This window comes from Scytonema sp. UIC 10036 (assembly GCF_009725235.1).
In genome coordinates, this window is sequence record NZ_WJFC01000113.1 from 19,672 (window position 1) to 41,807 (window position 22,136).

At 42.2% G+C, this 22,136-nt stretch carries 16 protein-coding genes and 2 pseudogenes; 13 read left to right on the top strand and 5 right to left on the bottom strand.

All coding sequences use genetic code 11. From position 1 onward, the window contains the following. Nucleotides 1-25: 25 nt before the first annotated feature. The gene (gene psbA, locus F7734_RS37700; protein ID WP_155746168.1) at nucleotides 26-1,108 is read left to right on the top strand and encodes a photosystem II q(b) protein; all 1,083 of its coding nucleotides are present in this window, start codon (nucleotides 26-28) and stop codon (nucleotides 1,106-1,108) included. 623 nt (nucleotides 1,109-1,731) lie between these two features. After that, complete coding sequence (locus F7734_RS37705) at nucleotides 1,732-1,953, top strand: hypothetical protein (RefSeq protein ID WP_155749575.1); 222 nt, start codon at nucleotides 1,732-1,734, stop codon at nucleotides 1,951-1,953. 132 nt (nucleotides 1,954-2,085) lie between these two features. Here the strand turns inward: F7734_RS37705 and F7734_RS37710 are convergent, their stop codons facing one another. Beyond that, nucleotides 2,086-2,628: a GNAT family protein gene (locus F7734_RS37710; protein ID WP_155749576.1), complete on the bottom strand. Its 543-nt coding sequence runs from the start codon at nucleotides 2,626-2,628 to the stop codon at nucleotides 2,086-2,088. A gap of 271 nt (nucleotides 2,629-2,899) precedes the next feature. Between F7734_RS37710 and F7734_RS37715 the strand changes: the two genes are divergently transcribed. The 9 genes and pseudogenes from F7734_RS37715 (at nucleotide 2,900) to F7734_RS37755 (ending at nucleotide 14,374) form a co-directional block, all read left to right on the top strand. Next, complete coding sequence (locus F7734_RS37715; protein ID WP_155749577.1) at nucleotides 2,900-3,970, top strand: EamA family transporter; 1,071 nt, start codon at nucleotides 2,900-2,902, stop codon at nucleotides 3,968-3,970. A 290-nt stretch (nucleotides 3,971-4,260) separates the two neighbouring features. Further along, on the top strand, nucleotides 4,261-5,406 hold the full coding sequence (locus F7734_RS37720) for a HEAT repeat domain-containing protein (RefSeq protein WP_155749590.1): 1,146 nt from the start codon (nucleotides 4,261-4,263) through the stop codon (nucleotides 5,404-5,406). A gap of 47 nt (nucleotides 5,407-5,453) precedes the next feature. Then, nucleotides 5,454-6,410, top strand: a pseudogene (locus tag F7734_RS37725) (LD-carboxypeptidase). Nucleotides 6,411-6,439: 29 nt separating this feature from the next. Beyond that, complete coding sequence (locus F7734_RS37730) at nucleotides 6,440-7,504, top strand: glycosyltransferase family 4 protein (RefSeq protein WP_155749578.1); 1,065 nt, start codon at nucleotides 6,440-6,442, stop codon at nucleotides 7,502-7,504. A gap of 102 nt (nucleotides 7,505-7,606) precedes the next feature. After that, the gene (locus F7734_RS37735; protein WP_155749579.1) at nucleotides 7,607-8,320 is read left to right on the top strand and encodes a hypothetical protein; all 714 of its coding nucleotides are present in this window, start codon (nucleotides 7,607-7,609) and stop codon (nucleotides 8,318-8,320) included. A 54-nt stretch (nucleotides 8,321-8,374) separates the two neighbouring features. Further along, the gene (locus tag F7734_RS37740; protein ID WP_155749580.1) at nucleotides 8,375-9,160 is read left to right on the top strand and encodes a hypothetical protein; all 786 of its coding nucleotides are present in this window, start codon (nucleotides 8,375-8,377) and stop codon (nucleotides 9,158-9,160) included. 4 nt (nucleotides 9,161-9,164) lie between these two features. Beyond that, on the top strand, nucleotides 9,165-10,874 hold the full coding sequence (locus F7734_RS37745) for an energy-coupling factor transporter ATPase (protein ID WP_155749581.1): 1,710 nt from the start codon (nucleotides 9,165-9,167) through the stop codon (nucleotides 10,872-10,874). A 216-nt stretch (nucleotides 10,875-11,090) separates the two neighbouring features. Continuing rightward, on the top strand, nucleotides 11,091-11,948 hold the full coding sequence (locus F7734_RS37750; protein ID WP_155749582.1) for an energy-coupling factor transporter transmembrane component T: 858 nt from the start codon (nucleotides 11,091-11,093) through the stop codon (nucleotides 11,946-11,948). 407 nt (nucleotides 11,949-12,355) lie between these two features. Next, nucleotides 12,356-14,374 (top strand): ATP-binding cassette domain-containing protein, encoded by a 2,019-nt coding sequence (locus F7734_RS37755; protein WP_155749583.1) that lies wholly within the window; start codon nucleotides 12,356-12,358, stop codon nucleotides 14,372-14,374. A 575-nt stretch (nucleotides 14,375-14,949) separates the two neighbouring features. Here the strand turns inward: F7734_RS37755 and F7734_RS37760 are convergent. Beyond that, a complete protein-coding gene (locus F7734_RS37760) occupies nucleotides 14,950-17,064 on the bottom strand; it encodes an ATP-binding cassette domain-containing protein (protein WP_155749584.1) in 2,115 nt (704 codons plus the stop codon). 41 nt (nucleotides 17,065-17,105) lie between these two features. Next, nucleotides 17,106-17,711 (bottom strand): annotated as a pseudogene (locus F7734_RS37765) (2-isopropylmalate synthase); the annotation flags it as partial. A 55-nt stretch (nucleotides 17,712-17,766) separates the two neighbouring features. On the opposite strand from F7734_RS37765, the gene F7734_RS37770 reads away from it, so the two are divergent. Beyond that, complete coding sequence (locus F7734_RS37770; protein WP_166482401.1) at nucleotides 17,767-18,267, top strand: helix-turn-helix domain-containing protein; 501 nt, start codon at nucleotides 17,767-17,769, stop codon at nucleotides 18,265-18,267. A gap of 17 nt (nucleotides 18,268-18,284) precedes the next feature. Continuing rightward, a complete protein-coding gene (locus F7734_RS37775; RefSeq protein WP_166482402.1) occupies nucleotides 18,285-18,788 on the top strand; it encodes a transposase in 504 nt (167 codons plus the stop codon). A gap of 77 nt (nucleotides 18,789-18,865) precedes the next feature. Here F7734_RS37775 and F7734_RS64270 read toward each other — a convergent pair whose 3' ends face one another. Together F7734_RS64270 and F7734_RS37785 are read right to left on the bottom strand one after the other, a co-directional pair. Then, a complete protein-coding gene (locus tag F7734_RS64270) occupies nucleotides 18,866-19,015 on the bottom strand; it encodes a hypothetical protein (protein WP_243147307.1) in 150 nt (49 codons plus the stop codon). A 187-nt stretch (nucleotides 19,016-19,202) separates the two neighbouring features. Then, nucleotides 19,203-22,136: non-ribosomal peptide synthetase (locus F7734_RS37785; RefSeq protein WP_155749587.1), on the bottom strand; the 2,934-nt coding region annotated here is incomplete at its 5' end.

A 22,136-nucleotide genomic window follows, 5' to 3' on the forward strand; every position in this document is an offset into this window, starting at 1 on the left:
CAAACTTATCGCAATACATAAAACAATGACAGCAACCTTACAGCGTCGCGAAAGCGCAAACGTATGGGAGCAGTTCTGTAACTGGATCACCTCTACCGAAAACCGCCTTTATGTTGGCTGGTTCGGCGTATTGATGATTCCTACACTGCTCTCCGCAGCCATCTGCTTCATTATCGCATTCATCGCTGCTCCTCCTGTAGACATCGATGGTATCCGCGAACCTGTTGCAGGTTCTTTGCTCTACGGTAACAACATCATTTCTGGTGCAGTTGTTCCAAGTTCCAACGCGATCGGTCTTCACTTCTACCCCATCTGGGAAGCGGCTTCCTTAGATGAGTGGTTGTACAACGGTGGTCCTTACCAGTTGGTAGTTTTCCACTTCCTGATTGGCGTCTTCTGCTACTTAGGTCGTGAGTGGGAATTGTCCTACCGCTTGGGAATGCGTCCTTGGATCTGTGTAGCATTCAGCGCACCTGTTGCTGCTGCAACAGCAGTGTTCTTAATCTACCCCATTGGTCAAGGTTCCTTCTCTGACGGTATGCCCTTGGGTATCTCTGGAACCTTCAACTTCATGTTGGTGTTCCAAGCAGAGCACAACATCCTCATGCACCCCTTCCACCAATTAGGTGTAGCAGGTGTGTTCGGTGGTAGCTTATTCAGTGCAATGCACGGTTCTCTGGTCACCTCTTCCTTAGTTCGTGAAACAACCGAGACCGAATCTCAGAACTACGGTTACAAGTTCGGACAAGAAGAAGAGACCTACAACATCGTAGCAGCACACGGCTACTTCGGAAGACTTATCTTCCAATACGCATCATTCAACAACTCCCGCTCCTTGCACTTCTTCTTGGCAGCATGGCCAGTGGTAGGCATCTGGTTCACGGCACTGGGCATCAGCACCATGGCGTTCAACCTCAACGGTTTCAACTTCAACCAATCCGTACTTGACTCACAAGGTCGTGCGATTGGCACCTGGGCAGACATCCTCAACCGCGCCAACCTGGGTATGGAAGTCATGCACGAGCGTAACGCGCACAACTTCCCTCTCGACTTAGCTTCTGCTGAAGTTGCGCCTGTTGCTATCAGCGCTCCTGCTATCAACGGTTAGGATTTAGGTAACACGGTTAATTTGTTAGTAATGCTGAAAAAAGTGTAGTTAATCTCGGCGCTTCCTAAAGGGGAGCGCTTTTTTTATTATGTAAAACGCCTCTAAAAATTTTCGTTAAAACTGTTGTTCTTCTTCAAAAAACCAGATTTCTGCAAGAAGTGCTAAGCCAATCAGCCACAGAAAGCAACATCCTAAAAATATAACCATTCCCATAGCTATCATCTCCCATACAATGTATTGCTTGCTTTTCCTTGCTACATAAAGGCAAAGCAAGCCTGAAATGACGACAATACCTAAGCTAATTTAGTCAACTAAAAAACTATTAGCTTTAATCACTAAATTAACACCGATCGCAATGAAGGAATTTCTCTTGACAATAATCTTTATATTGAACGGTAACCAAGTTACACTCAACACACGGTGGATAAAAACTTCAGGAAATAAATAGCCTTCTCACCTCTTACCTCTGCGTACTCTGCGCCTCGGCGGTTAAATCAATAACTTTTGAACCGAAGAGTACACAGAGAACGCAGAATGTAGAATCTGAATTTTTACATTTTCTCGGAAAAACACACAGATGCTTGTGAAGTTGTATGACGAGTGTTTTTTCTGAGGTACATACAATGAAACCGCAATATTTTATAGCTCCATTGATAACGGTAGGAATAATATCTGTATTTGCACAGCAGGTAGAAGTATCTTATTTCTTGGACGTTTTCAAAAATCCTGACAGAATTGTCAAGATTCTTAAAAAAGAGCAATTGGAAGCCCGCCTACCTCCCAATCGTGGAATTCCCACAAGTAGAGAAAGTGGCAGTAGTCGTCAATTAAAGTGGGAGAACTAATGAAATTAGCGTTAATTCTTAACAAATTTTTGTAACAGAAGATATGTTCTGTAACTAGAATAAAAAATACAGGTAAAAATCTAGATTTTTTAATAATAAAATCGAATGACTCGCATTAATGAGTAGACCAGCTTATGCAGTTCTTTCCCACTCATCTCTTGAAATTCCAAAAATCAAAGAATCCCACCAGCGTCCCTTGAACCACTCATTCTCGGTAAATCTTTCCTCAAACTGCATCCCGACTTTTTCCATGACTCTGGCAGAGGCAAGGTTTTCCGCAATGCACCAGCCATAAATACGTTGTAGCTTTAACTCCTCAAACCCAAATTTTATTATGGTGCTTGCAGCTTCAGTTGCATATCCCTTTCCCCAGTAATTTGAAGCAATTTCGTAACCAAGGGAAGCTTCTGGTAATTCTGGTGTAATTTTGCGAATACCGCAGTTTCCAATGACTTTTTCTTCAGATTTTAAGACGATCGCTAACTGAAATTTGATTCTTGGCACTTGCTTTTGCTGTTCTAAAAACATTTGCACAAATTCCTGCACCTCAGTTTTGCTACGTGTCTCCCATTCATAAAATTCCAGGTATTGGGGATCTGTTTGGTAATCAAAAACAGCTTTCCAGTCTTCCTTTATAAATTCTCGTAAGATAAGGCGCTTGGAGGAAAGAATCATTTGTATAGCAATCCTATTAGAGCTCCGAACAAGGGGGACAAGGAAGACAAGGAGGACAAGGGAGAGGTGTTTGTAACTCCTACACGGACTGCTATAGTCATTTGTCATTGGGTATTGGGCATTGGAGATTGGACACAGTTCTTTTTCCTTGTCCCCCTCGTCTACCTTGTCCCCAGTCCCCAATCCCCAGTATAACTTTACAAAACAACATAATTCGGTACAATTGTGTAAAGTATTTATCGCATTGTAAAACAAAGGCGCAACCAGACCCATGCAACTGAAGCTCAGTGCATCTCAACAACCCTTCGCACCAATACTGCTGATAGCCCCATTTTTCTTATGGGGTACTGCAATGGTGGCAATGAAAGGTGCCATCCCCCACACGACACCATTCTTTTTGGCGGGGGTGCGTTTGATACCAGCAGGGGTACTTATTCTCATAGCAGCAATATTAATGGGTAAACCTCAGCCCAAAGGATGGTTGGCGTGGCTGTGGATAGGTTTATTTGCTTTGGTTGATGGAACTCTATTTCAGGGCTTTTTAGCCGAAGGGTTAGTGAGAACAAGTGCTGGGCTGGGTTCTGTCATGATTGATTCTCAACCTCTAGCAGTTGCTTTGTTGTCTTTATGGCTGTTCCAAGAACGCATTGGTTTATGGGGATGGCTGGGACTCGCATTGGGAGTGATGGGTATTAGTTTAATTGGCTTACCAGATGATTTAATCTTAGGTATGCTCTCTCATTCTTCCCTCCCCTCTCCCCCCCTCCATTACTCCTTTCTAGAGAGTGGCGAATGGTTAATGCTGTTGGCTGCACTGAGTATGGCAGTGGGAACTGTGCTGATTCGCTTTGTGTGTCGTTACGCCGATCCCGTAACTGCTACAGGATGGCACATGATTTTAGGTGGATTGCCATTGTGGGGAGTTTCGGCAGTTACAGAATCAGAGCAAATACAGAATCTTGTTGCTTCGGATTGGCTGGCTTTAGGCTACGCTACCGTGTTCGGAAGTGCGATCGCATACGGCTTATTTTTCTATTTTGCTTCTAGTGGCAGTCTCACCAGTTTAAGTTCTCTCACCTTCCTCACACCTGTATTTGCCTTGCTATTTGGTAATTTACTTCTTCAAGAAGTGTTAAGCCCCGTGCAGTGGGTGGGAGTGGGATTGACTCTAGTCAGCATTTACCTCATCAATCAACGAGATACTTTAGCTGGATCTGGTAATAAACCTGTTACGAGTGCTCAAAACACGGCTCAACAGCAATCCCTGTTAGAAGCTTCTCCAAAGAAACTCAGTAGAGTCACCGTACCTTTGCGCGAATCAGAACCAGAAATTTTACCGTAGCTTAAAAAAAATCACTGGAAAAGAAAGAATTATCAAAATTGTTGGCATTGATGAAAGATTGGGAACAGGCTATAGTATCCTTCAATCATAGTCAACTGTACTTACTTTATTTACGTACACTAAGTTGTTAAGCTGCTAGCTACTTGCAGCTCTACGCTCGGAGATTTGCATGGTCTGGTGAGAGGGGTGTATTTAATTATTTTGTAGCCAAGAAAAAAATTATCATTAAGATACCTTATTACCGTGGTATTGATGCGTTAGCAATGCATATCCTACCTGAAAATCTTTATATGGGGCTACGTGGTTCCTTTGTACTTCTCATTGCTTGCTTTGCTTGCTTGGGTCTTGACCATAATTTAGCAAGCAACGCTACCCCTAACCAAGCTGTGAAAAGCTTTAAACTTGCTCAAGTAAGTTCTACAGACACAGTCAATATTTCTACTCTCCTCCAACCTGGTAGCACAGGTACAGAAGTGAGAAAACTGCAAACCTCACTTAAAGAATTGGGGTACTACGATGGTGAAATAGATGGTAAGTACGGTGCAGTGACAAGCATGGCTGTCGCCAAATTTCAGAAAGCTAAGGATTTAGTTGCAGACGGTGTATTTGGAACTGTTACACAGCAGAATCTCAAACAAAATATTAAGAAAAAACCTTTGAAATCCTCTATGGCGATCGCAAGCAACGCCATATCAGCCAGTACAACGACAGAGCAAGAAGAAAAACAGGACATAGTGTGGTGGTTGCTGGTTTGTCTGGGTAGTTTGGGAAGTCTTGGCGCACTCACATACATTATTAGGGGATTTAGTCAAGTCAAAAAAACTGCTAACTCTATTGAAACTTCTCGTCAAGAGAATACCAACTTGATTACGCCATCAAGACAAGAAAACACCACAATTGCGAACGAAGAATACTTAAGAAGTACCGAACTTGTTTCATCAGAAACAGTCGCAAACCCTCAACCTCAATTACTGTCAGTAGAAAAAACTGCTCGCCTAGCCAAAGTCAACATTATTGACCAATTGATACAGGATTTACACAGCGCCGATCCAACTCAACGGCGTAAAGCTATCTGGGATTTGGGACAGCAGGGAGATTCAAGAGCAGTTCAACCTCTTGTGGAACTGATGGTAGATGCAGATACTCAGCAACGGAGCTTAATTTTGGCAGCTTTGGCAGAAATTGGCACTCGGACACTTAAACCTATGAATCGTGCTTTGGCAATTTCATTACAGGATGAAAGCCCCCAGGTTCGGAAAAATGCTATCCGCGATTTGACTCGTATTTATGACATGATGGCTCAAGTTAGCCAAATGGTATCACATGCAATGCACGATCCCGATGCTGAGGTGCAAGCCACAGCAAAGTATGCTCTTTCACAAATGAACCGCATCCGTTCTTTACCTAGCCAGGAAAATGAAGGGAGCAGGGAGTAGGGAGTAGGGAGTAGGGGGACAAGGAAGACAAGGGAGACAAATGACAAATGACAAATGACCAATCGCCAATCTCAACTGTCCCGCCACCTCTCAAACCGGGCGATCTACTGCAAATCATTGCGCCAAGTGGTGCTTTGAGAGAATTTGAATCGTTTCAAAAAGGAGTCGAAATTTGGCGATCGCGAGGTTATCAAGTTGAGTTAGTATCGGGTATTGATGACAAATGGGGATATTTAGCAGGTAAAGATGAAAACCGCCGCCATCAATTAGCAACGGCGTGGCAAGAACTGCAATGTCGCGGTATCCTTTGTGCGAGAGGAGGTTTTGGCAGCACCGCCTTCTCGAAAACTGGACATGGACAACGGGAGAATTGTCTCATTCTGTCCTTACCCCAAGTTCCCCACTCCCCATCCCCAAATGGTTAATTGGCTTTTCTGACATTACGCCTTTTATGGAGTCTTTATAAAGTAGGTATTTCTAGCGTTCACGGTCCTGTCATGACAACTCTAGCTTCAGAACCAGAGTGGTCAATTCAAAGATTATTTGATTTGGTGGAAGGTCGTCCTCTAGCACCTTTAGAAGGTGACGGCTGGGGTGGTGGCATTGCTACTGGTATTTTATTACCAGCAAATCTCACAGTAGCAACTCATCTTCTGGGTACGCCATTACAGCCGGATATGGATGGTGTAATTTTGGCATGGGAAGATGTGACAGAAGCACCTTACAGAATAGACAGACTGCTGACTCAATGGCGAATGAGTGGTGCTTTGCAAAAAGTCCGAGGTATTGCTTTAGGGCGCTTTAGCCGATGCGAACCACCGCCCAATGTCCCTAGTTTCACTATTGAGGAAGTTTTGCGCGATCGCTTGGGTAATTTAGGCATTCCTGTGGTTTCCGGTCTACCTTTTGGTCATGATGGACCGAACGCTGCTTTACCAGTAGGTGTGAAAGTAACTCTAGATGCAGATCGGGGGCTATTAGATTGCATACAAATTGGGTCATAATACGAGTGCTGCTAACACGTAGAGCTTAAATGAAGCTAGCATTTATCACCGCGACTCCCCAAAATGCCAAGCTGGGAAGCGGCACTTTTGTGGGTAATGCACACCTGATTGCTAACCTGCGATCGCAACATCCTACCGTTGATGTTTTTACCCCATCTCAACCAACTGGATTGATGGGCTACATGGTAGAGCGTTTCCGATGGAACTGGGGACTCGATCCGCGACGCTTCGACAATTATGATGCTGTTATTGGTCTCGATATGGACGGTTATACCATTGCCAATCGCATCAAACCCCCATTTATTGCCTACATTCACGGTATTATTGCTGACGAAGCCAAGTTTGAGCGGGGGTGGGTACGTGTCTCTTTAGAGTTGATGGCAAAAGCAGAACGAGTCAGCGTCCATCGTGCCAATATGGCGATCGCTACCAGCGACTATTCTCGTACCAGGCTAGCCCATCTCTATAACTACACCAAAGACATCCAAATTGTACCACCTCCTATTGACCTTCAAGCATGGGATGCGGCAGTAGCATCTATCAGTCAAGAAGCTAATGCGCGTCCCACTGTATTGTGTGTTGGAGTGCAGTATCCGCGTAAAAACGTTGCTACCCTGATTCGAGCAACGGCAATTCTCCGCAATCAAATACCAGATGTGGAAGTGCGAATTGCAAGTAAGGGACCAGAGTGGGACAACCTGCGTCGTCTAACTCAAGAACTCAATTTAAATCAAAACGTAACCTTCCTTGGCTACCTTCCTTATGAGAAACTAGTACGCGAGTATGTTCGCTGTCATGTTTTCTGCTTGCCAAGCCTGCAAGAAGGCTTTGGGATTGTCTTTGCTGAAGCCATGGCCACTAGCAAGCCAATAGTGGCCAGTCGTTCGTCGTCTACACCCGAATTAATTCAACATGGCGTACAAGGTTTGCTAGCAACCCCTTTAGATCCAGAAGATTTGGCACATCAGCTAGCAGAAGTCCTTTTATCACCAGAGAAAAGCTCTGCACTTGGCAAAGCAGGGCGGGTTAAAGTTGCAGAGTTTGATGCGCCTGTTATCGCCCAGCGCTTTAGCCAGTTGTTAACTAAACTTTAAATTAAGTCAGTCGGCAAACTCTGACTAATGACGAATGCCCAAGGACAAATGACCAATGACACTTCTATTTTAGACTTTAATCCTTATGGAGGTATTTTTTAAATGCAGTGGGAAACAAATTTCAGTTATAAAGGAAAACTCCTCTCTTACAATAGAATTCCACACAATAACATGGCGGAAAGAGCAATAGAGATACCAATTGTATTCGATTTTTTATCTGGTTGTAAAACAACAGATAGAATACTTGAGGTAGGAAATGTACTCTCTTATTATGAGAGTGAGGTGAACAAATTTTCTCGAAAAATTATTGACAAATACGAGATAGGTACTGATGTTATCAATGAAGATTTGATGGAATTTTCTGAGAGGAATAAGTACGATATTATTGTCAGTATATCAACAGTTGAACATATTGGGCAAAATTGGAACGAGTATGTAGAACAGGGATATAAAGTGGTTCCAACTGAAAAATCTACACCAAGGGATTTGGAAGCACCTCTAAAAGCTATTATGAAGATCTATAGTCTGCTAGATAATTCTGGGAAGGCAATTATTACTGTTCCATTTGGAAAAATAACCGATGGTTTTTGGTACGTGCAATTCAGTCAGGATTACTTGGAAAAACTCATAACAAAATATCAGCTTCCTAAAGAGGCTCTTGAAGTTACTTACTTTAAAAGAATTGCATCAGAAACAAACCTGGAGAACCCTTTTCAAATTTGGCTCCAAGTGGATAAAGATGAGTTGAACGACGTTTGCTATAATTTCCCTTACCCTGGTGGTAATGGATTGGCAGTTATAGAATTAAGGAAATAGAATCACCATAGCTCAAACTTTTTCGCTCCGCCTTAATTAGGACTAGATATAACCATGACACTGACTCATTCCCCAGAAGGAGAAGAACGGAAAGTCCAGATCGCGAGTACCGCCTCTATTGACGGAACTCCTGTTGCTTACATTGTTGTTTTAGCAGCCGTGACCACTACTCTGGCTTTTATTCCCTTCACTATTGTATTAGCATCAGGAGGAGGTATGCCGTTGAGCCAAAGCATTTTTCCTTTGTTGGGATGGATACTTGGACCTTTTGCTGGTGCATTAGCTAGTGGTATTGGTACGTTAATTGGAACAATTCTTGCTCCCTACACCGCTGGTATTCCCATATTGTCAATTTGGGGAGCAATGCTAGGTAGCTTTACAGCAGGGATGATGGTTTTGGGTTACAGACGCAAGTATTGGTGGATAGGATTGACCATTTTTTTCGCCTTTGAGCTTTTTCTGTATGCCGATCGCGCCCTTCGCAATGGTGTAGCTCCCAACATAGTCATTGCAGGTTCTTTCGTGGACTGGTCTGGGCTAGTGTTATTTGCCTTACCCACACGCACTTTATTTGCTCGATGGATCTCAAGTCAGAAGATTGTTCCCTTAATGACGGGTTTATTTTTAGGAACATGGACGGTTTGGGGAGTCATCCATCTTAGCTCAACAACAATTACCTATTACATATTTAATTGGCCGGAAGAGGTATGGATTGTCCTTATTCCTGTCATACCTGTAGAAAACTTAATTCGTTGCGTAGCTGGTACAGTTATTGGTGCGGGAGTCATTTCCGGACTTAGAGAGATAAATTTAGTGAAACCTAGAGAAGCTATTTATTAAAAGAATGAAAGCGATCGCCACTTTAGAAAAATTCTCTTATCTTTACCCAAGTTCTTCTGAGTCAGTCCTAAAAGATATCTCCCTAGACATTTACTCAGGAGAATTTTTAGGAATTATTGGACCGACGGGTGCAGGTAAAACGACACTGTGTCTTGCGCTGAATGGAATTGTCCCCCAATTTTATGGGGGACGTTTTTTCGGACATATTACAGTGGCGGGAAAAGACACTCTTGAGTGTCCGATATCTGAGTTAGCGCGTTATGTGGGGATGGTATTTGAAGACCCTGAAATACAACTCACTTCCACCTCTGTAGAAAATGAAATTGCTTTTGCTCTTGAAAATTTATGCGTTCCCAGAGATGAAATTCTGAGGCGAATTCCCCGAGTCTTAGAAGCAGTTCGCTTGGAAGGATGTGAAACAAAAAACCCTCAAGAATTATCTGGTGGACAAAAACAACGTTTAGCCATTGCTGCTACCTTAGCTTTACAACCTAGCCTACTGATTCTTGATGAACCTACCTCTCAATTAGACCCCATCGGTTCTGAGGAAGTTTTTGCGACTGTCAAAGAACTCAATCAAGAATTAGGTATTTCAATTGTTATGGTTTCCCACGCGGCTGAAGAAATGGCTCAATTCGCCGATCGCTTGGCTTTTTTATCTGATGGTCAGCTCTTAGATGTGGGAACACCCAATGAAATTTATTCTCGTGTTGAACAATTAAGACAACACAATCTGCGTCCGCCTCAAGTCGCTCAAACTTTTTACTTCATCAAGCACCGCAAAATTCCCATTAGTCAAATTCCCGTGACTCTCTCTGAAGGTTTACCTTTGTTGAGCAAGTTAGCAACAGAACATGAGATTGTCCCATCCCCTCAATTTTCTCAAGAGCAAAAAAGTACGCAAACGCCTTTGCTGTCCGTGCAAAACCTGAGCCATATTTATGAAGATGGAACACAAGCATTACGTGATGTATCACTCGATATTCATCGGGGGGAATATGTGCTAATTGTTGGACAAAATGGAGCGGGAAAAAGTACCTTTGTTAAGCATTTCCTCAACCTTTTACAACCATCTCAAGGAAAGGTATATGTCGATAATCAAGAAACTAGTACACTGTCAGTTAGCAGTTTAGCCCGTTCCATCGGCTATGTCGCTCAAAACCCCGATCATCAAATTTTTAATACAACAGTAGAAAAAGAAGTCTCCTTTGCTTTACGAAATCTGGGTTACTCGCGCAAAATCGTAGAGCAACGAACCGATGAAAGCCTTAAGAATATGAACTTATGGGAAGAGCGCCATCTTCATCCCCTCGCCTTACCTAAAGGCGATCGCGCTCGGATTGTGATTGCTGCAATTTTAGCCATGAATCCAGAAATCGTTATTTTCGATGAACCAACCATCGGACAGGATTATCGGGGAGCTTGCTCAATTTTGGACGTAAGCCGTCAATTACACCAGCAGGGAAAAACCATAATTGTTATTACGCACCATTTATATTTAATGACAGAATATGCCCAACGGGTTGTTGTCATGGGACGAGGAACAGTTCTTCTCGATGCGCCTATACGTCAAGCTTATCATCAGACCAAATTATTACAATCGACTTATTTAACTCCCCCGCAAGCAGTTTTGCTATCTCAAAAACTCTCCGATCTTACCAATCAAGACTATCCTTTATTGACTCCTGAAGAGTTGGCTAATTGTTTTAAGTAGCTCTTTCTAACTCCCTCCTTTTCAAACTGAGCGTCGTTTTTACCCCACCCTAACCCTCCCCTTGTAAAGGGGAGGGAAAATTCCCCCCTTTACAAGGGGGGATTAAGGGGGGTAGCAGTTTCCCCCCTTTATAAGGGGGGATTAAGGGGGGTAAATCCAAGTGTCTTGTGTATGCTAGCAGCTTTACTCACTTTTATTATTTAAGGAGATGGAATAATGGGAATTAAAAATTTTCAGACTGTAAAACGAGATTCAATTTTTACTCGTATAGACTTTCGTACAAAACTGGTGATGATAGGAACAATTACCCTAATTGCTTTTATCTGGGAAAGCCCTATGACTGGAGGTTTTTTAACTTTAAGTGTTGCCCTTGCTTGTCTCGTAGCAGGAGTCCAATTAAATTATTTGGCTACTCTTTTGAGGATTATGATTCCTTTTTATGTATTCCTTTTATTGAGTATGGGATTTTTCAATATCTCTCAGGTGAAATTATTAACTCATAAGGAAGAATTAACCACATTGTTAGCTGTTCCTCCAAGTTGGTGGTTTCTTGGTGGAGCAAAAATGTCAGTAGAAGGAATTTTATATGGAATAAATGTCATATTTAAAACATTGACAATGGTTCTGGTTATTCCGTTAGGAATTTTCACAACTGATGTAAATAAGATGATTGTCAGTATGGTCAAGGCTAAAATACCTTATAAAATCGTGTTCATTTTTTCGTCTACTTTACGATTTTTCCCCGTACTTTTTGAAGAAATACAATCAATTATTGAAGCCCAAAGATTGAGAGGACTGGCTTTTGAAAAAATGGGTTTGTTGCAGCGTACTCGGGTTTATGCCACTGTTGCAGTCCCCCTCATTTTAAATGCCATGACTAAATCTCAAACCTTAGAAGTGGTATTACAATCAAAAGCTTTTTCTGGAAGTTCTCAGAGGACTTATCTTCATGAGTCTATACTCAGTAGGACTGATTATTTAATCATGGGAAGCTGCGTTGGGTTATTTGTCTTAGCTTTAATTATCTATTTCTGGTTGGGAATCGGTCAGTTTGCTTGGCTGATTTATTCTTAAACATAAATAATATCAGGTTCGGTTAAATATTTATAATATGTGTAGGTTGGGTTGAGGAACGAAACCCAACATGAATTCTCAGCTTGTGTTGGGTTTCTCCAAGGGGTTGCCCAACGATCGTTAATAAGTTTTATTATAGGTAATTACCAAAATTGATATAATTCGATTGACTTCGTTTGAAGTTTGGTAAAATATGAAAAATCTTTTGATAGGATAAATAATTGCCTCCTGTATTTAACCCTTAAAAGCGTTTAGAACTTGTTTAGAATAACAATCAAATAATCGTGGATAATTAAGTCAGCTAATCACGAGAAAATCCTACCCCCTACTCCCTACTCCCTATTTTCAAGACAGTGAAATTATTCAGAATCTGAGTCTAGTAAGAAAATTCAGTGAATTTCTAAAATATGCCAACTCAAGTTGTCCAAAATCAACCCCTAACAAATACGTCTTCGGCTTTTATTCGATTTTGGGAAGATGTAAAAGCGATCGCTCAGCCCTACTGGTATCCAACAAAGATAGAGGGAAGAGCATTTTCTGACGTGATTCGTGCATGGGGAATGCTGATTCTCCTAATCTTATTAATCGTCGCACTTGTGGGTGCAACTGTTTTTAATAGTTTCGTTAGTCGCTATTTACTCGATATCATCACTAAAGAGAAGGACCTTTCTAAGTTTTTTAACGCGTTATGGCTTTACGGTATAGCGCTCGTCGTGGTAACGCTTTTGGCAGGGTTTTCTAAATTTCTCAGAAAAACAATTGCTCTCGATTGGTATCAATGGCTAAATAATCACACTCTATCAAAATATTTAAGTGGTCGAGCCTATTATAAAATCAACTTTAGAGCTGATTTGGACAATCCAGATCAACGTCTGTCTCAAGAAATTGAACCCATTGCCAGCAATGCTCTGAGTTTTTCAGCGACTTTCTTAGAAAAAATATTGGAGATGACAGCTTTTTTAATAATTCTTTGGTCAATTTCTCAACAAGTTGCAGTTATTCTAGTGACTTACACAGTCATAGGCAATTTGATTGCCGTTTACTTGACTCAAGAATTAAATAAGATTAACCAAGAAGAACTTGAATCGAAAGCTGACTACACCTATAGTCTGACTCATGTTCGCACTCATGCTGAATCAATAGCTTTCTTTCGGGGAGAGAACCAAGAATCAAATATCATTGGACGGCGATTTATCCATCTGATAAGAAATGCTAAACGCAAGTTAGATTGGGAGAGAAATAAAGACATTTTTAATAGAGGATATCAGGCTATAATCCAAATATTTCCATTCATAGTATTTGGACCTTTAGACATTCAAGGTAAAATGGAATTTGGAGAAATTAGCCAAGCCGCTTTAGCTTGTAATCTTTTTGCTACTGCGCTGGCAGAATTAATCAATGAATTTGGTACTTCCGGACGATTTTCTAGTTACGTTGAACGTTTATCTGAGTTTTCAGATGCTTTAGAAGAAGTGACTAAACAACCCGAAAATGTAAGTACTATTAAAACAATAGAAGAAAACCATCTGGCTTTTGAGAATGTTACCTTAAAAACGCCAAACTACGAACAGACTATTGTAGAAGATTTGTCGCTCTCTGTTCAACCAGGAGAAGGGTTGTTGATTGTTGGACCGAGTGGTCGGGGGAAAAGTTCTCTGTTACGAGCGATCGCTGGTTTGTGGAATGCGGGGACTGGTCGTCTGGTGCGACCTCCCCTGGAATCCGTCTTATTTTTGCCTCAACGTCCTTACATAATATTGGGAACTTTGCGCGAACAGTTACTTTATCCTAATACCAATCGTCAAATGGGCGATCGCGAACTCAAAGACGTTTTGCAACAAGTCAACCTGCAAAACTTATTGAGTCGAGTCGATGGCTTTGATACAGAGGTTCCTTGGGAGAACATTTTATCTTTAGGAGAACAGCAGCGCCTTGCTTTCGCACGACTGTTAGTTACCCGTCCGAGCTTTACTATCTTAGATGAAGCAACGAGTGCTTTAGATTTGAACAATGAAGGAAATTTATATCAACAGTTACAAGAGACAAAAACAACATTTATTAGTGTTGGACATAGGGAGAGCTTATTTAATTATCATCAATGGGTTCTAGAACTTTCACAAGATTCGGGTTGGCAACTTGTGACCGTACAGGATTATCGCCAGCAAAAAGCAAAAGAAATGATTGTGAATCCAGACAATAACCCTCAAATTACAATAGAATCACCACAGAATCAATCCTTAAGTCAACCAGAAACAAGCACAATTTCAGGGCTTTCTCATAAAGAAATGCAGGGATTAGTAGGTGTTTCAATTAGCACCATTAGAAGCAAAGCAAGCCAAGGTAAGTCCATCACAACTCAGGATGGCTTTACCTACCGCTATGACAAAGATCCCAAGGTGTTGAAATGGGTTAGAGTTGAGGGTTAAATTAAAAACCGCAGAGGGCACACTAGAGCGCAGAGGAAGAGAAGGAGAGGATCGCCTCGTTCCCAGGCTCAGCCTGGGAATGCCATTCAAGAGGCTCCGCCTCCTGCGTGCAGCTAGTACAGGTTGGCATAAGTTTAGATAACCGAATTTACTTCTTGCAGTACTACTCCCTTTCCGCCATAAGATTACCGATCTTCTTCTCCTCTTTCTTCGTGCTCTTTGCGTCTTTGCGGTTCATTTAATTAGGTAATCTTCAAGCGGTTGGGGAGTAGTTAAGCGAGGCAGAGCCGAGCAGCCTGCATTCCCAGGCTCAGCCTGGGAACGAGAATTATGAATCCTTGAGTCCCATTTTTTGCATTCCTTGCTGAATGCAAACTCTTAACTGCTCGGCTAAAACTTGGACGTGAGGTTGAGTCATCATTGTAATATTGGTTAGGGGCCATAATCGAACTGAAGAGTTGTAACTCAGGGGAGTAGGCTGGTAAATCGATCAAATCAATCCCTTCAGGTATCGTCAGCTCATTGCTTGTATGCCATCCTGCTTGGTCAATAGCTAACAACGACAAGATGCCCCACTAAACTCTGACCCATTTCAACACCTTGGGGTTTTTGTCGTAGCGGTAGGTAAAGCCATCCTTAGTTGTGATGGACTTGCCAACGCTTGCCTTGCGTCTGATGGTGTTAATGGGATCGCCTGTTAATCTCTGCATTTCCTTATGAGAAAGCCTTGAACTTGCGCTGATTTCTGGTTGACTTGGGGATTGATTCTGTGGTGAAACATCTATTGTAATTTGAGGGTTTTCGGGAGGATTAGTACTAGTTTCTTGGACTTCTGTAATTTGAGGGTTTTCGGGAGGATTAGTACTAATTTCTTTAACTTCTGTAATTGGAGGGTTTTCAGGAGGATTAGTACTAATTTCTTTAACTTTTTGAAGGCGATAATCCTCCACAGTCAGAAGTTTCCAACTGGAATTTTGTGACAGTTCCAAAACCCATTGATGATAATTAAATAAACTCTCTCGATGTCCAACACTGATAAAAGTTGTTTTCGTTTCTTGCAATTGTTGATATAAATTGCCTTCATTGTTCAAATCCAGAGCACTAGTTGCTTCATCTAAAATAGTAAAGCTGGGATGAGTAATTAACAATCTTGCAAAAGCCAAGCGTTGTTGTTCTCCCAGCGATAAGATATTTTCCCAAGGGACTTCTGTATCAAAACTATCGATTCGAGTCAGCAAGTTTTGCAGGTTGACTTGTTGCAAAATTTCTTCGAGTTCTCGATCGCTCATTTGACGATTTGTCTGAGGATAGAGTAACTGTTCGCGCAATGTTCCCAGAATTATATAAGGACGTTGGGGCAAAAATAAGATTTCTTCTCGATCCGGTCGCACTATGCGACCAGTTCCCGCATTCCACAAACCTGCGATCGCTCTCAACAGAGAACTTTTTCCTCGACCACTCGGTCCAACAATCAATAAACCTTCTCCTGGTTGAACAGACAGTGATAAGTCTTCGACGATGACCTGTTCATAGTTTGGCGTTTGTAAGGTGACATTCTCAAAAGCCAGACGGTTTTCTTCAATTGTTTTGATGGTACTCACGTTCTCTGGCTGTTGCGTAACAGCTTCCAACGCACCCGAAAACTCAGCTAAACGCTCAGCATAACTGGAAAATCTTCCTGAAGTTGCGAATTCTCTGATTAATTCTGCCATAGCAGTGGCAAACAGATTACAAGCTAAACTGGCTTGAGCTATTTCTCCAAAATCAATTTCACCTCTAATCTGTAAAGGTCCAAATACTATAAATGGAAATATTTGGATAGCCGCCTGGTATCCTCTGTTAAAAATATCCTGAGTTCTCTCCCAATTAATCTTGCGTTTAGTACTTTGAATAATATTATAAAATCTTCGCTGAATTATATTTAATTCTTTTTTTTCTCCCTGAAAAAAAGCTATTGATTCAGCATGATTGCGAACATGAGTCAGGCTGTAAGTATAGTCTGCTTCAAATTCGAGTTCCTCTTGATTAATCTTATTCAATTCTTGCGCCAAGTAAACAGCAATTAAATTGCCTATTATGGTATATGCAACCAATGCAATTGCAATAAATTGGGAAAGAGACCAGAGAATTATTAAAAAAGTTACCATTTCCAGCACTTTTTCTAGGAAAGTAGCCGAAAAACTGAGAGCATTTTTGGTAAGAGGTTCGATTTCTTGAGATATTCGTTGATCTGGATTATCAACATCGGATTTAAAGTTGATTTTATAATAAGCACGATGGCTCAAATATTTTTCTAAAATAGAATTATTTAGCCATTGGTACCAATCAAGAGCGATTTGTTTTCTCACAAATTTAGAAAACCCTACTAAGAGCGTTACGCAAACAAGAGCACCGCCGTAAACCCATAACGTATTAACCAATTTAGTTAAATCTTTTTCTTCAACGATGATATCGAGTAAATAGCGATTAACAAAGCTATTAAAAGCAGTTACAGCCACAAGGGCGACGATTAATAATATCAGGAGAATGAGCATCGCCCACGAACGAATTACATCTGAAAATGCTCTTCCTCTTGCCTCTGTTGGATACCAGTAAGGTCCGGCGATCGCTCTGACATTCTCCCAAAATTGATTAGCTTCTGGAGAAGAATCATTCATTGAGGTTTTATCAAGAAAAGTTGTAGATTGCATATCTTAAAAATTAATTTAGGTTCTTGAGGCTGAGTAATGGATTATTCCAAGACGCCGTTTTCCCATAGCTCTAACACCTCATTGGCTGTAAAATAGCGTTCTTGTTCAGTAGCAAGAGATTTGATCGCGGCGCGCATTTTCTCGTATTGCTCTTTTGGTTGGGGATTGTGCAGTTGCTTTTCAAATAGATATTGGAAATTACTGACTCCACTCCATTTGCCAAATACAACATCTATCGTATTATAAGGTAATGCTCCATAGCTGTTGGGATCGGAAAACAAAGAATTGACATGGATACCTGATTCGTGGCGTTGAGCAGCTTGAGAGTAAGGAGGGGCGGGACGAATCCCCAGTTGCTCAATGCGATCGGTCACGGCGGCGAGAGCGTCATAGTTGATGCCCTTGACTTCAATTCCGAAGCGGACTCGCAACCCATTTAACACCTGCTCAAGGGCAACATTTCCGGCTCGCTCCCCTATACCGCCAAATGTACCCGATACTAAAGTCGCTCCAGCCATAAGGGACTGGAGGGTATTTTCGAGAGCCATGCCCATATCATTGTGATAGTGTACTCCGAAAGCTACTCCTGTAGTCGATTGGAGCAGGTCGTTAACCCAGATATAGCTCTTTTCTGGACTAATACCAATTTAATATGAAGCTGCATATAATAGAGGGGTGCAAACCTAATGATTTTAGATGCCCATGAGCCGCCCATTTAAGATTGAGATCGCCGAAAGCGAAGAGGAACTAAAAAAACGCCTACAGAAAGCCAGCTTGGGAAACCAGAAAGAAAAGCTACAGATGCTGTGGTGGCTCAAAAGTGGGCAGGTAAGCGAGCAGCAGGAAATAGGATTCCGCTTGGGTAAAGATACTTCAACAGTGACAAGATGGTTGCAGAAATATCGTTCAGGTGGGCTGTCTAGCTTACTGGAAATCAAGAAAGCTCCAGGGGCAAAACGAAAAATCAACGATGCTGCGATCGCTTCCCTCAAGCAGGAGTTGGAAACTGGAATTGGATTTAGTAGTTATGGTGCAATTGTTGAATGGTTCCAAAAAGAGCATGAACTGGAGATCGAGTATGGAACAGTTTATGCATGGGTTCGGTATCGATTAGGGGCAAAACTAAAAGTACCGCGTCCCCAAAGCTACAAGCAGGACGAAGAGTTGATATCTGAGTTTAAAAAAAACTCGGTATCATTCTAAATCGTCTGGAAAAACTTTTGGCACAAGGTTCGTATGTCCATTACCTGTGTCAGGATGAAACTAGAGTTGGCTTGAAAACCTTAACAGGAAAAGTAATTACCGGAAAGGGAGTTAAGCCCACTGTTGAGGTGAAATGGGAACGGGAAAATTTTTGGATTTATGGTGCAATTGAACCTTTGAGTGGAAAACATTTTCAACATGAATATCCTAAACTCAACGGTGAATATTTTCAACAGTTCTTGGACTGGCTATCTCAGCAATTAGGCAGCGACTATGCAATTTTACAGATTGACCAAGCTCCTGCTCATACAAGTTCTGCGATTCGCTGGCCTGAAAATATTATTCCTCTGCTTCAACCACCTCATGCCCCCGAACTTAACCCGATAGAAACCCACATTCCGCACCCTCAACTGGCACAATCGGTTTTTACTGCTTTTTTCAATGCACTAATGCTATCTAAAATACTATTGTTACTGATAATAAGTAATTTAGACTACATTTGCCTCAGTGATATAGCATAATTAATCTCCGATTAAATCGTGATTTTTCTAACATTGTTGGCACTAAGTTGTGGTCTTTCATATAAGCGCAAGCCTTACTATGATTGCCACCAAAAAATATTGCGGCAATCAGTGCGCCCTGTGATAATTTCTGCATCACTCATTTTAATCCGAACATCTTCATCGTGTCCGATCGCTTTGAGAAGGTCGTCGATGATAGCATAGATAGCAATTGTTTTATTTAGCATCTTCCTCTCTAGTTTTATTCCAGGAGAGGATTTTATTCCTTAAGTGGTATCTTGCGATCGCCTAAATTTATAACTAGCAACTTGGGTTATGTAGTTGCGCTGTCTTCGCTCAAGACAGTCGTGGAGCGAAGACAGCGCAACTACATACCTTATTATAAGTGTTCAACCGGACATGATATCACACGAGCTAACGTCGTGCCTGTTGGATGCAAGCTTTCAAGCGTTCGGCTAAAACATGAACGTGGGGTTGAGTCATCATCGTAATATGGTTGCCAGGAACAAAATAGACATCTACTGGTTCGGCTGCAAAGTCACTCCAGCCCCAAGCGGAATCTTGTAAAATCTCGGGGGGTAGCTGACTAGTAGGCTCTTCAACAGATGTCTCGCTGGCACGCAACAGAGTAATTCGGGTAGGATAGACCTGTTGTGGCACATAATTAACTAGAGAGTCGGTCTTCATAACTTGCACCAAATGGTTAAGCTGCGTAGTGTCATCATCGGGAGGCAAGATATCAGCATTTTTTAACCGTTCTAGAACGTATTTGAGTTGCTCTTCCCAAACCAAAGATTGAAGAGTCTGGTGAGAAATATCTAGATTTTTTGCGTAAACAGTTTCCATGACCTTGGCAAAGTCACTTAGCCATTTAGCATTATCCCAATCATCAACAGTAGACTTGGACTGATGAAACGGTGCTGTGGTATCAAGAATGGCAACTAAAGCAACCTCATGACCTTTGTGAAGCAGTTGCTGTGCCATTTCAAAAGCTACATGACCGCCAAAAGAATGTCCTGCTAAAAAATACGGTCCAACTGGCTGAACAACCTGTAGTGTTTGAATGTACTGGCTGGCTATATCCTCAACTTGGGGGAAAGCCGACTTTTTATCAAAAGAAAGACTATTTACTTGGAAACTGTAGAATGGTTGGTCATCTCCCAGACAACGGGCTAAGTTATATAAGTAGAAAGGATGACCACCAGCTCCTGGAATGCAGAATAAAGGAGGCTTGGAACCATTTTGCTGAATTGCCACTAAACTTGACGGACTTGAACAATCCAAATCTTTTTGCACAACAGTTGCTAACTGTTCAATAGTTGGATTTTGAAACAGGGTTGACACGGGAATGTCTTTACCAAATTGCTGTTTAATTTGAGCCATTAAGTAAGGAATTAAAAGGGAGTGACCACCGATCTCAAAGAAGTTATCTTGTACTCCCACTTTATCAACTTTCAAAATTCTTGACCAGATTTGCGTTAGTTGCAGTTCTACTTGGTTGCGTGGTGCAACAAATGTGTCTGAGTCACTGGCGTGTAGATCAGGTGCTGGTAGGGCGCGTTTGTCCACTTTGCCGTTGGGAGTCAGGGGTAAGGATTCCAGTAGTACAAAAGCACTTGGTACCATGTACTCAGGCAGTTTTGCTTTGAGGAATTGCCGCAGTTGTTGGGATGTAGTTTCGGAGTTAATAGACGGTACTATGTAGGCTACTAAGCGTTTATCCCCTAGTGTATCTTCACGGGCGATCGCACAGTTTGCTTGCACATCGCCTAACTGGCTCAGTACTGCTTCAATTTCTCCCAATTCAATCCGGAAACCTCGTATTTTTACCTGAGTGTCTATGCGCCCTAGGTATTCTATATCGCCAGATTGCAGATAACGTGCTAAGTCCCCCGTTTTGTAGAGGCGACCAGAACCAAAGGGGTTGGGAATGAATCTTTCTTTCGTTAGTTCTGTGCGGTTCAGGTAGCCTCTTGCAACACCTGCACCACCGATGTGCAATTCTCCAGGCACACCCACTGGTACTGGTTGTAAGTATTGGTCGAGTATGTAGATTTGGGTGTTAGCGATGGGGCGACCAATGGGGACAAATTGCCCATACATTTGCTGTTTGCAATCCCAGCTCGTTGCATCTATACAAGCTTCCGTCGGCCCGTAAAGATTGTGCAAATTTACATTTAGCTTACTTAACAAGCCTTTAACCAGACTCATTGGTAAGACTTCACCTCCACAGAAGACTTGTTTGAGAGAGTAACAGGTTTCGATTCCTCCGTGTTCTAAGAGCATTTGCAGTAAGGATGGGACAAGTTGAATAGTGGTTACCTGCTGTTGAGCAATTAACCTTAACAGATATGCACTATCAGTATGACCTCCTGGTTGAGCGATTAACAACTGTCCACCCACTAACAAGGCAGCGTAGAATTCCCAAACCGAGGCATCAAAGCTAAAAGGAGTTTTTTGCAGGACTTTGTCTTTTTCCGTCAAGGAAAATGTTGCTTGCATCCAGGACATATGGTTGCAAAGGTTGCTGTGAGAGAGCATTACCCCCTTGGGTTGACCTGTTGAACCCGAAGTATAAATCACATAAGCTAAGTTACTAGCTTGCACCCCAGTAATGGGATTCTCATGACTAGACTCACAAATCAAGCCCCAGTCGGTATCTAAGTGGACAACGCGTGCCTGATGTTGAGGCACAGACTCGACTAATTGCTGTTGGGTGAGCAACACGGATACTTGAGCATCTTCTAGCATGAAGCTAAGGCGCTCAGTAGGATATTCTGGATCAAGTGGCAGGTAAGCCCCACCCGCCTTGAGAATACCTAACAGTCCCACCACCATCAAGAGCGATCGCTCGACACAAATACCCACCAGCGTATCAGCGGACACTCCCAATGAGCGCAAGTAGTGCGCCAACTGGTTAGCCCGACTATTCAACTCATCATAGGTAAGTTGTTGATTTTCAAACACCACCGCCACAGCATCAGGTGTACGCTGCACTTGCACTTCAAACAACTGATGGATACACCTATCGGAGGGATAATCGAGCTGAGTGTTGTTCCATTCCACTAGTAATAAGTGTTGTTGTGCTGGTGTCAGCAGCGGTAATTGCCCTATGTGCTCCATAGGATTGGCGACAATTGCTTCTAGCAGCGTCAGAAAATGCCCACTCATGCGCTCAATAGTGCTGGCATCAAACAGGGCTTGATTGTACTCCCATACACCCACCAATCCCGTGCTGGTGTTTTGCATTGATAAAGTTAAATCAAACTTGGCTGTGGCAGTTTCTATGGGCAAGGCACTCACACTTAACTCACTCAACTCAAGTGTAGATATCGGTACATTCTGAAG